The organism is Skermanella rosea, from assembly GCF_016806835.2.
GTDB lineage: Bacteria > Pseudomonadota > Alphaproteobacteria > Azospirillales > Azospirillaceae > Skermanella > Skermanella rosea.
This window is the reverse complement of the sequence record NZ_CP086112.1, coordinates 116,634-131,075: the sequence shown is the minus strand read 5'-3', so window position 1 is coordinate 131,075 and position 14,442 is coordinate 116,634. Positions and strand designations below refer to the sequence as shown.

Annotated in this window: 11 protein-coding genes; 3 read left to right on the top strand and 8 right to left on the bottom strand. The window is 69.3% G+C overall.

Annotated elements, in window-relative coordinates; genetic code table 11:
* Positions 1 to 134: 134 nt before the first annotated feature.
* From JL101_RS29185 to JL101_RS29160, 6 genes are all read right to left on the bottom strand, one after another.
* Entirely contained in the window at positions 135 to 1,901 is a 1,767-nt protein-coding gene (locus JL101_RS29185; protein WP_203103046.1) for a tetratricopeptide repeat protein, read from the bottom strand.
* A gap of 34 nt (positions 1,902 to 1,935) precedes the next feature.
* Complete coding sequence (locus tag JL101_RS29180; protein WP_203103045.1) at positions 1,936 to 3,315, bottom strand: tetratricopeptide repeat protein; 1,380 nt, start codon at positions 3,313 to 3,315, stop codon at positions 1,936 to 1,938.
* Positions 3,316 to 3,474: 159 nt separating this feature from the next.
* A complete protein-coding gene (locus tag JL101_RS29175; RefSeq protein ID WP_203103044.1) occupies positions 3,475 to 5,064 on the bottom strand; it encodes a sensor histidine kinase in 1,590 nt (529 codons plus the stop codon).
* 167 nt (positions 5,065 to 5,231) lie between these two features.
* Positions 5,232 to 6,236: a DctP family TRAP transporter solute-binding subunit gene (locus tag JL101_RS29170; RefSeq protein WP_203103043.1), complete on the bottom strand. Its 1,005-nt coding sequence runs from the start codon at positions 6,234 to 6,236 to the stop codon at positions 5,232 to 5,234.
* Between the two features lie 29 nt (positions 6,237 to 6,265).
* Positions 6,266 to 7,597 carry a TRAP transporter large permease gene (locus JL101_RS29165; RefSeq protein WP_203103042.1) on the bottom strand — a complete coding sequence of 444 codons (1,332 nt, stop codon included), beginning with the start codon at positions 7,595 to 7,597 and terminating at the stop codon, positions 6,266 to 6,268.
* Positions 7,590 to 8,072 carry a TRAP transporter small permease gene (locus JL101_RS29160; protein ID WP_203103041.1) on the bottom strand — a complete coding sequence of 161 codons (483 nt, stop codon included), beginning with the start codon at positions 8,070 to 8,072 and terminating at the stop codon, positions 7,590 to 7,592. Before JL101_RS29160 ends, JL101_RS29165 begins: the two co-directional genes overlap by 8 nt.
* Positions 8,073 to 8,243: 171 nt before the next feature.
* Between JL101_RS29160 and JL101_RS29155 the strand changes: the two genes are divergently transcribed.
* The 3 genes from JL101_RS29155 to JL101_RS29145 all read left to right on the top strand — a co-directional run bounded on the left by JL101_RS29155 (position 8,244) and on the right by JL101_RS29145 (position 12,642).
* Complete coding sequence (locus JL101_RS29155; RefSeq protein ID WP_201083317.1) at positions 8,244 to 9,416, top strand: acetyl-CoA acetyltransferase; 1,173 nt, start codon at positions 8,244 to 8,246, stop codon at positions 9,414 to 9,416.
* A complete protein-coding gene (locus JL101_RS29150; RefSeq protein WP_228435570.1) occupies positions 9,413 to 10,996 on the top strand; it encodes an acyl-CoA synthetase in 1,584 nt (527 codons plus the stop codon). Before JL101_RS29155 ends, JL101_RS29150 begins: the two co-directional genes overlap by 4 nt.
* A 125-nt stretch (positions 10,997 to 11,121) precedes the next feature.
* Complete coding sequence (locus JL101_RS29145; protein WP_203103040.1) at positions 11,122 to 12,642, top strand: xylulokinase; 1,521 nt, start codon at positions 11,122 to 11,124, stop codon at positions 12,640 to 12,642.
* Here the strand turns inward: JL101_RS29145 and JL101_RS29140 are convergent.
* Together JL101_RS29140 and JL101_RS29135 are read right to left on the bottom strand one after the other, a co-directional pair.
* The gene (locus JL101_RS29140; protein ID WP_203103039.1) at positions 12,629 to 13,348 is read right to left on the bottom strand and encodes an SDR family oxidoreductase; all 720 of its coding nucleotides are present in this window, start codon (positions 13,346 to 13,348) and stop codon (positions 12,629 to 12,631) included. The two genes, JL101_RS29145 and JL101_RS29140, sit on opposite strands and share 14 nt — an antisense overlap.
* Before the next feature lie 125 nt (positions 13,349 to 13,473).
* Positions 13,474 to 14,028 (bottom strand): hypothetical protein, encoded by a 555-nt coding sequence (locus tag JL101_RS29135; RefSeq protein ID WP_203103038.1) that lies wholly within the window; start codon positions 14,026 to 14,028, stop codon positions 13,474 to 13,476.
* Positions 14,029 to 14,442: the final 414 nt, after the last annotated feature.

Genomic DNA, 14,442 nt, shown 5'->3' with positions numbered 1-14,442 from the left:
CTCCGCCCTGCATCAAACCGTAGGTTGGGCCGTGGCCCAACGCACCGCGGCGAATGGAACGGCAGGCCGCATGGACCGGAACGGTTCAACCCGATCGGAAACCGCTCCAGTTTGAAAGAACCGTGGCCCCCGGCCTACATCCGCTCCAGGTCCAGGAGCGCGCGGTCGCCCGCCCAGGCGTGCTCAAGGACTTCGGCGGACTGCTTCGCGGCCTCCTGGTCGCCGCGCGCCTCGTGGACCTTCATCATGCCGTACAGGGCCCAGCCGTTGTTGCGCGACCGCGTCAGGCTCGCGGCGAAGGCCTGCTCGGCCTCGTCGACGCGCCCGGCACGGAGCAGGGCGGCCCCCAGGGACTGCTGGACCGGATAGTACCAGAACGGCGGTTCCATATAGGGAAGCTGCCCCTCCAGCGCCGCCGCGGTTCCGAACTCGGCGATCGCGCCGTCCAGGTCGCCGCGGGCCTGGGCGATCCGCGCCCGGACCACGTGGCGCGAGATTTCCAGGACGGTGGATGCCGGAATCCCGGCGGATACCAGCCCGCCGATCCCGGAGGTCTTCTCCAGCGCGGCTATGGCGTCGGCCTCGCCCGCCGCACCCGCCGCGTCGCCGGACGCCGCCAGGGCCACGCCCCGGGCGTAGTGCCACATCGCCTTGACGAACGGGAACTCGTCCGTGGGCGCCGGCACCGCCATCACCGTCTCCGGGGCGCTGAACTGGGCATGGGCGAAGTAAGGCGCGGCCATGATCGGCTGGACCCAGGGGATGGCGCGCGCCGCCTCGTCCGTCACCGTCGCCCGAAGCTTCTCGGCGGCGCTCACCGCCGTCGGGCCGTCGCCGGCCATCTGGGCGGAGACCAGCAGGAAGTGGATGTTGTGCGGATAATAGGCCGAGGGGTAGATGCCGGCCGTGCCGATGCTTTCCAGATAGGCCTCGTCGGTCGCGACCGCGCGCCGGTTCGCTTCCAGCGAGTCCAGGTAGCGGCCGATGCGGTAATAGATGTGCGACGGCATATGCACCAGGTGCCCCGCCCCCAGGTCGAACGATGCCAGCCGGTCCGCCCCCGGCACCGCCCGCTCCGGCCGGTCCGATGCCTCGACCATGTGGATGTAGTAGTGGATCGCCCCGATATGGTCGGGGTTCCGCGCCATCACGGATTCCAGCATCCCGATTATCTCGGCCGTGCGGCCCTTGGGCTGCGCGCCGCCGGCCTGCCAATAGTCCCACGGCGCCAGGTTCATCAGCGCCTCGGCGGCCAGGACGGCGATCTCGGTGTCCTCGGGGTAGCGCAGGGCGACCTCCGCCATGGCGTCGGCATAGGCCCTATCGAGCGTCGTCCTATCGAGGGCAGCCCTGTCGGCCGTGCCCTCGGCGGCGTAGCGCCGCGACAGCGCCTGGATCAGCGCCTGCTCATGGGGCCGGGCGTTGGCGGCGAGCCGTTCCGCCTGGGCGATCGCGGCCAGGGCGGGTGCCACGGCGCCGGCATCCATCGGCGCGTTGATGTTCGGCCCCAGCACCAGCGCCTCGCCCCAGAAGCACAGGGCGCAGGCCGGGTCGATCTGCTGGGCCTTGCGGAAGGCGCGCCGCGCCTCGGCATGGTTGAAGCCGTAGGCCAGCCGGAGCCCCTGGTCGAAATAGCGTTGCGCCAGGGGCGACGCCGTCGTGACCGGATAGGTGACCGTACCCAGGTTCGGCCACAGCGGCACGTCGGAAAGGTCGTCATAGACCTCCGGCGACATGCCGCCCGCGGGCGGGACGAAAGGCTTGGTCTCCACCTTCATCGGCTGGTGGTGCATGCCCTGGTGCTGGGTGCCCGTCTGGGCTCCGGCGGGGTGGACCAGCGCCAGCATCGCGGCCGTCACCAGGCCGGCATGGAGCGAGGTCCGCAGGGTCGAACGGGTCATGTTTCCTCTCCGTTTCCAAACTTCGCGATTCTTCTCAGGCCTGCATCCGGGCCATGCGCTGGCGGGCGCGCCCGGCCGCCGCGGCATCGCCGGCCCCGTCCAGGGCGCGGGCGGCGAGCGCCCAGTTGAACGGGCTGGACGGCTTCAGGTCGATCCGCTCCGCCGCCAGCGCCCGGGCAAGCTTCGCCCGGCCGCCGCGCAGCGCCGCCTCGATCAGGGTCAGCGTGATCACGTCGCGCTGGGCGTTGCTGCCGCCGAACCGGTGGGACACCGCGCGCGCCTGGGTCAGCAGGTCGATCGCGATGTCGTGGAAGCCGTCGGCGAAGGCCCGGATCGCCGAGCATACCTTCAGCCCGACCTCGCGGGTCATGGCGGCGTTGCTGCCGGTCCCGGCGGCGCGCCGGTTCAGCACCACCAGCAGGCGGCGGGCGGCATGGTCGCGGCCGGCGCCCACGAAGGCCATCATGGCGTGCATGTCGTTGAAGGCGTAGTAGCCGTCCTCGGCCATCGGCTCCCAGGCGTCTGCCACCGGCTCCCAGCGGTCGCCCACGTCGATCCCGCGCAGGTGCAGGCGCCACAGCATGGAGGTGGCGTCCACCAGCTCGATCGCCGGCCCGCCCGGCCGGGGCCGGATATGCTCGTCGTAGATCGCCAGGGTCCTGTCCGGCTGCCCGTGGTCCAGGTGGTAGAGCGCCAGGTGCCACCAATTGTGGACCGCCAGCATGTTGTCGGGCGCCCAGTCGTCCACCCGCTTGGTCATCCAGCGGATGCCGTCGCCCAACCGGCCCTCCATCTCCATCACGTGGGCCACGGCATGGATCGCCCAGGGATCGCGCGGCGTCAGCTCCACCGCGTGGCGGCCCGCCTCCTCCGCCCGGCGGAACATGTTGTTCTCCTCCAGCCCGAAGGCGTGCATGCCGAGCACGTAGCCGTAGCCCGGCGTGGCGGCGTCCCACTGCGGCAGCACGCGGGCCGGCCGGTCGCGCAGCAGGGCGGTGTTACCGATGAAGAAATCGACCTGATGGGCGACCTGGAGCGCCAGCAGGTCGCGCGGATGCTCCAGCAGCACTTCGCCGTACAGCTCGCCCGCCCGGTGGAAGTCGCCGTCCAGCCAGGACCGGAGCGCCGCGACATGGCCGCGCTCGCGGCCGTTGGCGGAGCCGGCCAGCGCCTCGGCCGCCTCGACGCTGCGGCGGAGCTCCGGTTCGGCCGACTTCTCCGCCGCCATCAGCATCAGGGCTCCGCGCAGGCAGTGGCCCATGACGAAGCCGGGGTTCTCCTCCAGCGCCTCGTCGATGGCCGCCAGCGGGTCGGCGAAATAGCCGTTCAGCAGCCCGAGGGCATGTTCGAATCGGTCGAGCGAGCGGCGGTCCGAAGCGGACACGGGCTCGCCGCGCAGGTCCTTGAGGCTCATGATGAGGCTTCCATGTGGTGGTCGGTCCGTATTCCTGGACCGACGCTACCCGCCGCCTGTCACGGCGCCGTCATGGGGAGCGTGAATGGATCGTGAAAAACGCCGGCGAGGCCCGTTCCCGCCCCTTTCTTCGGCGGTGCCCGCTTCCGCGGCGTACCGTCAGGCCGCCCGCGCCGCCGGCAGGTCGGCCGCCGGGAACCTGAGGACGAACACGGTGCCGTGGTCGTCCTGGAACTCGCACTCCCCCCCGATCTGCTGAACCAGGCCCTGGATCAGGCGGCTCCCCATGCCGGCCCGTCGACCGGGCTGGTAGCCGACGCCGTCGTCCCGGACGCGCAGGACGGCGTGGTCGCCGCCCTCCGGCGTGAGCGTCACGGTGATCAGGCCGGCCCGGCCGTTGGGGAAGGCGTGCTTGAAGGCGTTGGAAACCACCTCGTTGACGACCAGCCCCAGCGGCAGCGCCTGGTCGGCGCCGACCGTCACGGGCTCCAGGTCGCACTGGACCTTTACCTCCGACCCGTAGCCGTCGCACAGGCCCGCGACGAGCCTTCGGACATAGTCGGCCAGATCGAGCTGGCCGAACTGGTCCGATCCGTAGATATGCTCATGGACCGCCGTCATGGCCGCGATCCGGCGCATCAGCTCGCTCTTGCCCTGCGGATCGCCGGGCTGGAGCTGGATCAGGGACGAGACCGTCTGGAGATTGTTCTTCACCCGGTGATGGACCTCGCGCAGGAGCATCCGGTTCTCCTCCAGCGCGACCGCCAGCGCGTCGCGGGCCCGTTCCTCCTGCCGCAGCAGTTTCACCACCCACAGCGACACCAGCAGCAGCGCCCCCCCGAACAAGGCGGCCATCAGCGCGATCTCGCCCAGCCGGCTCCAGAGGTCCTCGGTCAGGACGCTGGTCGGAATGCCGATCACGGTGACCAGCGGCAGGCCCTCCACCCGCCGGTATCCCACGATCCGCGGCCGCCCGTCCGCGGGGGACGCCGGGGCCTCGTAGGACCCTTCCGCGGCCTTGGGCAGATGCTCGGTGAACAGCGCGTAGTCGGCCAGGTTCAGCGTTCGCTCCGGCACCGGGAAGCGCGCCACCAGCCAGCCATCGTCGCGCAGCAGCCCGACCGTGGACCCGGGGCCGAGATCCATGGATTGCCAGAACTGGGCCAGCAGATCGGCCGGGACGTAGATGACCGCGGCTCCCAGGAACTGGCCTCCGCGCTCGATCCTGCGGCCGATCGGGAACACCTTCCGGGCGGTGCGCCGGCCGTTCACCAGGGTGCCGATGTGCCATTCCGCTCCGGCCTTCAAGGCCTGGAAATAGTCCCTGTCGCCGATGCTGGCCGGTGCCAGTTCGGGCTCGTCGGTCAGCACCGCGTTGCCGTCGACATCGAACACCCAGACATGGACGGCTCCCGGCAGCGCACCGACCGCCGTGTCCAGGCCGCGCACGCTTCCGCTGCCGTGCAGCTCCGGGCCGGCGTCCAGGGCCTCGTCGATCCGCCGCAGCGCCTGGAGGTTGGCCTCGATCAGCCAGCGGATGTGCGCGGACGCCACGTAGGCGGCGCTGGCGGCCTGCGCTTCCATCGTCGCCCGCGCGTCCTTCCGGCTCTGCCAGATGAACTGACCCGCCAGCGAAAGCACCAGGACCAGCAGCAGCGCCGTCAGGGCGAGGGCGGCGGCGGCCGACCGGCTTGCCCGCTTCTCCGGCGAGGCGGCGTTCTGATCGGCTGCGGGTTCGCCCGTGGTCATTAGGGTCCCTTGGTGTCCCGTTGTCCCGCTTCCCAGTCTACGTGACCCGCGCCGACGAATGTGCGGATTTTTCGGTCGTCGGCGCGGCGGCATCGGGATATCCGACGAAAACGCCCGGCAAGCGGAGCCTGCCGGGCGTTCCTGCCGGTACCGGACCGGGCGAAGGTTCAGTCGGCGCTCGCCGCCGCCGTCTCGAACAGCTTGGCGAGGTCGGGGCCGACCTTGGCCGCCCAGGTCTCGAAGGCCGGGCGGGTCGCCGCCTTGAAGGCCGCCAGCTCCGCCTCGGTCGGCTCATGGACCTGCATGCCCTTCTGGCGCAGCATCTCGATGCCCTGGGCGGTCTGCTCGCGCGTCAGGTTCCGCTGGAAGGCCATGGCCTCCTCGGCGGCGGCCTTCACGCTGGCCTTGGTGTCGGCGTCCCACGAGTCCCAGCGCTTGCGCGACACGCCCAGGAAGATCGGGTCGTAGGAATAGTGCCAGGTGGTCAGGTACTTCTGCACCTCATACACCCGCTGCGGGATGATCACCGCGCCGATCGGGTTCTCCTGCCCGTCCACCACGCCCTGCTGGAGGGCGGAGAAGGTCTCGACCCACTGCATCTGCTGCGGGTTGGCGCCCAGCGCGTTCATCACGTCGATGTACATCGGGCCGGCGACCCGCATCTTCAGCCCCTTCATGTCGTCGGGCGACTTGATCGGGCGGACGTTGTTGGTCACCTCGCGGAAGCCGTTCTCGCCCCAGGCCAGGACGACGATGCCGTGCTTGTCCAGGATCTCGGTCATCCGCTTGCCCGGCTCGCCGGCCGTGGCCGCGTCCACCTGCTCGTAGGAGGTGAACAGGTAGGGCAGCGAGAAGGCCGCCATCTCGGGCACCAGCGGCGTCACGTTGATCGCCGAGGTCATGACGAAGTCGATGGCGCCGCGCCCGACCATCTCGGCCTGCTTCATCTGGTCGCCGCCGGTCAGCGTCGCGTTGGCGAACAGCCGGACCGTGTGCTTGCCGCCGGTCTTGTCCTTCAGCAGCTCGGCGAAGCGCTCGCCGCCCTTGTGCCAGGTGGTCGCGTCCGACGTGTTGTGCGACAGGCGGAAGGTGTCGGCTTCCGCGCTGCCGATCGCGGCGAGCCCCAGGGCCGCGGCGACGGCGATGCCCTTCAGGGCGGTTGCGATCTTCATGGTGTGTTTCCTCCTTGGAATAAGTTTGGTCACCGCAGGACGAACAGCGAGATCCACGGGAACATCGACAGGATCGCCAGCCCGATCAGGCTGGTGATCAGGAACGGGATGGCGCCGATCGCGATGCGTTCCAGCGACAGCCGGGTGATGTTGGCGGCGACGAACAGGTTGATTCCGACCGGCGGGGTGAACAGGCCGATCGACAGGTTGACCATCAGGATCACGCCGAACCAGACCGGGTCCCAGCCCAGCTCCCTCACCACCGGCAGGAATATCGGCAGGGTGATGAACATGATCGTGATCGCGTCCATGAACATCCCGGCGATCAGCAGGATCACCGCGATGACGAACAGGATCACCCATTCATTATGGCTGAGCCCAAGCAGCACGGACGAGTACTGGCCGACCATGTCGTCCACCGTGACCACCCAGCCGAACAGGCTGGCGAAGGCCACCACCAGCATCACCACCGCGGAGGAGGCGCTGGCCTCCGCCAGGGCCGAGAACAGCACCCGGGGCGTCAGCGTGCGATAGATCGCGACGCCCACGAACATGGCGTAGACGGTCGCGACGATCGCCGCCTCGGTCGGCGTGAAGACGCCGCCATAGATGCCGCCCAGGATCACCACCGGCGTCAGCAGCCCCCAGAAGGCGTCCACGAAGGCCCGCCCCAGCCGCGCGAAGTACGGCAGGCCGGCATAGGGCTGCTCCAGCAGCGCCACGGTGCCGCCCTCCCGCCCCGGACCGTCCTGGGGCCGCCCGCGCGACGCGAACGGCAGGGCCGCCAGCATCAGCACGCCCATCAGCAGGCCCGGGACGATGGCGGCCAGGAACAGGTCGGAGATCGAGGTCTCGGCGATGACTCCGTAGATCACCAGTCCGATCGACGGCGGGATCACGATCGACAGGGCGGCGCCGGTGCAGACCAGGGCCGCCGCGAAGGGCCGGGGATAGCCGTCCTCCGCCATGCTCTTAATGATCAGCGGGCCGATCGCCGCGACCGACGCCGGCCCCGATCCGCTGACCGCCCCCCAGAACAGGCAGACCACCGTCCCGACCACCCCCATGCCGCCGGGCAGCCCGCCGATCAGCACCCGGAAGAACCGGATCATCCGCTCCGCGATTCCGACCACGCCCATCAGCGAGCCGGCCAGGATGAAGAACGGCACCGCCAGCAGCGAGTATTTCGTGATGCCGGTCGTGATCAGGTCGCCCGCCAGGTCCAGGCCGAAGCCCAGTTCCCACATGGCGAACATGGCGGAGAGGCCCAGCGCGAAGGCGACCGGCAGCCTCAGGAACAGCAGCACGAAGAAGACGATCACCATCAGCGTGCCGACGCCCAGTCCGAGAAACTCAGCCACGGGCACCCTCCGACCGCAGGTCCCGCACGGCCCTGGCCGCCTGCTGCACGAAGCGCGCCATCACCAGCAGGAAGGCGGCGGGGACGGCGACGGTGTAGTACCAGGCGGGGATCTGGAGCGCGTAGGACAGCACGCCGGTGGCCATCTGGTTCGCCACCAGTTCCGCCGTGAACCAGGCCGCCGCCCCCAGCAGCACGCAGCCCAGCGCGGTCGCCAGGATCGTCAGCGCGACCTTGCCGCCCCGCGGCAGCAGGTCGTGGACGACCGTCACCGCCAGATGGTCGCCCCGCTTGGCGGCGATCGCCGCCCCCAGGACGGTCAGCAGCAGGAAGCCGTTGATCAGCAGCTCCTCGGTCGAGGCCAGCGACCGGCTGCTCAGGTAACGGACCAGGATGTTGGCGAATCCCAGGCCGGTCATGGCCAGGAAGATCAGGGCGCACAGCCCTTCCTCGAAATAGTCGATCACCGCGCGCATGTCATTCCTTAGGATTCTCCCCCCATTAGCCCGAAGCCCTCGGGCCCGCGCCGGATCTGATTTCCATTTGCATTACCGGCGCGAAGAATATTGAAGTGCGTATTGAATTCAATAAGCTTCGGTACCGGCGCCCCGATAACCCGGGCGCCGCAGGAATGAGGAAACGGGACCATGGCAGGAAACGGCAGGATCGTAGGCTGGGCGCATACCGTGTTCGGCAAGGCGGAAGCCCCGGACACCGAGGCGCTGATGGCCCAGGTCGCGGGGGCGGCGCTCGACCATGCCGGCGTCCCGGCCGAGTCCGTGGACGGCATCTATGTCGGCGTGATGAACAACGGCTTCTCCAAGCAGGACTTCCAGGCCTCGCTGGTGGCCCTCTCCGACGAGCGGCTGGCCCACGTGCCGGCGACCCGGCTGGAGAACGCCTGCGCCACCGGCTCCGCCGCCCTCTACGCCGCCCTGGACTTCGTGGAGTCCGGCCGCGGCCGCGTAGCATTGGTGGTCGGCGCGGAGAAGATGACCGCCACCCCCGGAACGAAGATCGGCGACATCCTGCTGGGCGCCAGCTACCACAAGGAGGAAGCCGACATCGAGGGCGGCTTCGCCGGCATCTTCGGCCGGATCACCCAGGGCTATTTCCAGCGCTACGGCGACCGGTCGGAGGAGCTGGCCCGCATCGCGGCCAAGAACCATTCCAACGGCATGGCCAACCCCTACGCCCACATGCGGAAGGATTTCGGGTTCGAGTTCTGCAACGCCGTGTCGGAGAAGAACCCCTATGTGGCGGCACCGCTGCGCCGGACCGACTGCTCCCTGGTGTCCGACGGCGCCGCCGCCCTGGTGATCGCCGACGCGGAGACGGCCGAGACGCTGGAGCGCGCGATCGCCTTCCGGGCGCGCCGCCACGTCAACGACATGCTGCCGCTCAGCCGCCGCGACCCGACCGCCTTCGAGGGCGCCCGCCGGGCCTGGCGCGGGGCGCTGGAGGACGCCGGCCTGACCCTGTCCGACCTCAGCCTGGTCGAGACCCACGACTGCTTCACCATCGCCGAGATGATCGAGTACGAGGCGATGGGCCTCGCCGAGCCGGGCCAGGGCTATCGCGTGGTGCGCGACGGCACCACCGCCAAGGGCGGCAGGCTGCCGGTCAATCCGTCTGGCGGGCTGAAGGCCAAGGGCCACCCGATCGGCGCCACCGGCGTCTCCATGCACGTGATGGCCGCGCTCCAGGTCATGGGGGAGGCCGAAGGCATGCAGATCCCCGGCACCGACCTGGCCGGCGTGTTCAACATGGGCGGCGCCGCCGTCGCCAACTACGTGTCGATCCTGGAGCGGGTGAAGTGACGGAAAACAAGCCCGTCACCACGCGGGTGATGAACCTCGCCCACTTCCTGACCCAGGCGGCGCGCCGCCACGGGGCGGAGGTGGGCTTCGTCTGGGGCGACCGCACCTGGACCTGGAGCGAGATGGAGCGGCGGGTCGACGCCATGGCCTCCGCCCTGCTCCACCGGGGCGTCGCCAAAGGCGACCGGGTGCTGGTGCAGTCGAAGAACTGCAACCAGATGTTCGAGTCCATGTTCGCCTGCTTCCGCATCGGCGCCGTCTGGGTCCCGGCCAACTACCGCCAGACCCCGGACGAGGTCGCCTGGCTGGCCAAGGCGGGCGGCGCCGCGGCGATGATCTGCCACGCCGCTTTCCCGGAGCACGCGGCGGCCTGCCGGGCCGCCCAGCCGGGCCTGCGCAGCGTCGTCTCGATCGGCCCGTCCGACTTCGGCGACGACTACGACGCGCTGGTCGCCCGCCACGACGGCGAGAAGCCCGCCGTGGCCGCCGTGGACCGCGACGATCCCTGCTGGTTCTTCTTCACCTCCGGCACCACCGGCCGGCCCAAGGCCGCCGTGCTGACCCACGGCCAGATGGCCTTCGTGGTGACCAACCACCTGTGCGACCTGATGCCCGGCACGACCGAGCAGGACGCCTCCCTGGTGGTCGCCCCGCTGTCCCACGGTGCCGGCATCCACCAGCTCGTCCAGGTCGCCCGCGCCGCCAAGACGGTGCTGCCGGCCTCCGAACGGCTGGACGTCGAGCAGGCCTGGGCGATGGTGGAGCGGTGGCGGATCACCAACATGTTCACGGTGCCGACCATCCTGAAGATGCTGGCCGAGCACCCGTCGGTGGACCGGTTCGACCATTCCAGCCTGCGCTACGTGATCTATGCCGGAGCGCCGATGTACCGCGCCGACCAGAAGCACGCGCTGGACAGGCTCGGCCCGGTGCTGGTCCAGTATTTCGGGCTGGGCGAGGTGACCGGCAACATCACCGTCCTGCCGCCCCGTCTGCACAGCCTGGAGGAGGGCGAGGGCGCCCGGATCGGCACCTGCGGCTTCGAGCGGACGGGCATGCAGGTCTCCATCCAGGACGACGCGGGCCGCGAGCTCGCCCCCGGCGAGACGGGAGAGATCTGCGTCTGCGGCCCCGCCGTCTTCGCCGGCTACCACGACAACCCCGAGGCCAACGCCAAGGCGTTCCGCGACGGCTGGTTCCGCACCGGCGACCTGGGCCACATGGACGAGCAGGGCTTCCTCTACATCACGGGCCGGGCGTCCGACATGTACATCTCGGGCGGGTCGAACATCTATCCGCGCGAGATCGAGGAAAAGATCCTGATGCATCCCGACCTGGCGGAGGTCGCGGTGCTCGGCGTCCCCGACCCGCAATGGGGCGAGGTCGGCGTCGCCGTCTGCGTCCCCCGACCCGGCTCGACCCTCGGCGAGGCGGAGCTGCTGGGCTGGCTGGACGGCAGGATCGCCCGCTACAAGATGCCCAAGCGCGTCGTCTTCTGGGAGGAACTGCCGAAATCCGGCTACGGCAAGATCACCAAGAAGCTGATCCGCGAGGAGTTGAATCGACGTCAGGAAGCGTAGGTCGGGTAGAGCGAAGCGGCACCCGACATCCACGCGCCGGCTTTGTCGGCTGCCGCTTCGCTTTAGCCGACCTACGGGCTCTACGGGCTCCGTGAAAGCCCCCCTTGAACCGGCATCCAGGCACCATGCAAGACACCGTCATCGGCATAGACCTCAGCACCACCACCTGCAAGGCGATCGCCTGGGACCGCGACGGCCGCGCGGTCGCCGAGGGCCGCGCCCCGCTGAGCCTGGAGCGCCCGGAACCCAACGCCTACGAGCAGCACCCCGACGCCTGGTGGCAGGCCGCCCAAACCGCCCTCCGCCAAGCCCTCGCCACCGTCCCCGCCGCGTCGGTCGCCGCCCTCGCCGTGGTCAACCAGCGGGAGACGGTCGCGGTCACCGGCGCCGACGACGTTCCGCTGCGCCCCGCGATCCTGTGGCTGGACGAGCGCCGCAAGGCGGAGGTCTCCGCCCTGTCCACCCGCGTCGGCGTCAAGCGGATGCACGCCATGACCGGCAAGCCGCTGGACTTCGCCCCGGCGGTCTACAGCCTCGCCTGGATGGCACAGGCCGAGCCCGACCTGTTCGCCCGCGTCCGCCACGTCTACGACCCCCATGCCTGGCTGGTCCGCCGTCTGACCGGCGAGTTCGCGACGAGCTGGGCCAGCGCCGACCCGCTCGGCGCCTTCGACATATCCTCCCACGTCTGGGCCGACGAGGTGATCGGCGCCCTGCCGATCGCCCTCGACCCCGGCCGTTTCCCGCAGGCCGCGGCCCCCGGCACCGTCATCGGCCGGATCACCCCGGAGACCGCCGCCCTGACCGGCCTGCGCGCCGGCACCCCGGTCGTTGCCGGCGGCGGCGACGGCCAGGCCGGAGGGCTCGGCACGGGTGTGGCCGGGGCGGGCACGGCCTATCTCAACCTCGGCACGGCGATCGTGTCCGGCGTCTACGACCGGCAACCGCGGATCGATCCCGCGTTCCGAACGCTGTGCGCGATCGACCGCCAGGGCTATATCCTGGAAACCTCGCTCCGGTCCGGCACGCTGCTGGTGAACTCCCTGATCCGGCAGATGTTCGGCCTCGACCCCGACGCCGATCCAGGCATCTTCCGCCGGCTGGAGGCCGAGGCCGCCGCTGTCCCTCCCGGCAGCCGGGGCCTTCTGCTGCTGCCCTACTGGAACGGCGTGATGAACCCCTATTGGGACCAGGACGCCCGGGGCTGCCTGCTGGGCCTCTCCCCCGACCACGGCCGGGCGGAGATCTACCGCGCGCTGCTGGAGGGCATCGCCCTGGAACAGGCCTTCGCCACCGACCGCGTCGTGGCCGCGACCGGCCAGCCGGTGGACAGCTTCGTCGCGATCGGCGGCGGCTCCGCCAGCGATCCCTGGTGCCGGATCATCGCCGACATCACCGGCCGTCCCGTAGTCCGCGCCGAGACGGCGGAGGCGTCGAGCCTGGGCGCCGGCATCGCCGCGGCCGTCGGGGCCGGCTGGTACCCCGGCTTCGAGGAAGCCGCCGCCGCCATGACCCACACCGGCGCCGCGTTCCACCCCGACCCCGCCGAGGCCGTTTTCCACGCCGACCTGCTCGGCCTCTACGCCGACCTGTACCCAAGGCTGCGCGACCTCTACCCGCGCCTCGCCCAGCTCAACCGGCGCTGAACCCGCCGTCCACGGTCAGGCAGGTGCCGTGGACCATGGCGGCGGCGTCGCTCAGCAGGAAAGCGACGGAGGCCGCCACCTCCGCCGGCTGGGCGAACCGCCCCAGCGGGATGCGGGCCAGCATCGGCCCCGACTTGGCCGGATCGCTCCACGCCTTGTCCGCCATCGGGGTCAGCGTCACGATCGGGTTCAGGCTGTTCACCCGGATGCCGTGCGGCCCCAGCTCCAGCGCCATCACCCGCGTGACCGCGTCGAGCGCCGCCTTGGACGCGCAATAGGCCGTGTGGTCCCGCGTGCCGACATCAGCGGCGAGGCTGGACACATTGACGATCGCCCCCGGTGCCCCGCGCCTGACAAGGTCGCGCGCGACCTCCTGCGCCACGACCAGCGGCGCGCGGGTATTGACGGCGATGGTGCGGTCGAACGTCTCGGTGCTGGTGTCGAGGAAGCTCTCCAGCTCGACGATCCCGGCGCAGTTGACCAGCAGGTCCACCGGCAGCACCGCCCGCACGGCCGCCCGCGTCGCCTCCGCGTCGGCCAGATCGACCACGACCGGCACGCCCAGCCCCTCCAAGTCGGCGGCGGTGCGGCCAAGGGCTATGACTTCCGCCCCGCACCCGGCGAGCAGCAATGCCACCTCCCGCCCGATCCCCTTCCCGGCCCCGGTCACCAGCGCGCGCTTGCCGGTGAAATCGTAGCGGACCATGGTGTTGGCTCCCGTTCAGTTGACAGGGCGCCGAGTGTCGGGGGCCAAGGGCGGGATGGCAAGGCTTCGGATGGGTCGGCCGCCGATCCAGCCTGTCTGAAATCGGTGCCCTCAGGTGATCCACATCACCGCTCCATGCTCGGAGCTGCATACCCCTCAACGCCAGAAGGGAGTTCCTTTTTTACCCAACCTTTGTTTTCAAGGGCAGCTCTGGCGTTCTCATCCGTTGGAATAACTATAACTTGACCATCATCATCGATGTATCCGATCGACGTCTGTGCCACCGAGCCATGACCGCTGAAGTATGCAATCGCTGGGGCGAGCCTCAACTTGGAGATATGGTCATCATAGCGAATAATTGTTCGCTCAGTGGCATCCGCACGAGCCCGGAGGTATGACGTATCGCCTGCGACTACCGCCAACTGCTGCCGAATCCCCGAATTATCTTCAAGCAGTTTGTCCACGCGTTGAGTAACCCGACCTACGGAATCGTCGATCCGCGAATTGACATGATCGATCCTGGTCCCAAGCCCGGATACATCGCCTTGAACACTGCTGAGTTGCGACTGGATTCCGCTCAGGAAAGAGGCGCCAATGATGCCGAACACAGCAACCAATGCTGGCGTTCCCCATAACGATAGCCAGTTTTGAAACTTTTGGCTGTCATTATCTCCGGCCATTTCTATCTCCAACTTCGCGCCTTGGGGATCTTACCATATTGTGGAGAAACATATATGGCGTTGTGACGCAAAGCCCGCAGCCCAAAGGCGATTAACTTACAGGTGAAGCTCGCGTCACAAGCTTTGCTGGAGCCTATCGGCTAAGCGCCCACCTTTGACATTTCGAGGTAATCCCCTCAGTCTCGCCACACCCATGCACCCGCAGGGCGGCCGAACCGAGAGGGTGGAAGCTCTCGATCCGGCCTGACCTTCGATAGACCAGTTTAAGGAATCGTATCAATGGCTAACGCACTCCATAGCACAACGCCCGGCGCGTTGCCGCGCCGAAATTTCCCGTCATGTGCCGCGCTGGTTCCCACTGCCGCGGCGGGGTTGAAGGGGGGCGTCGCGGTTTTCCGCGGCGTCCCGATTGGC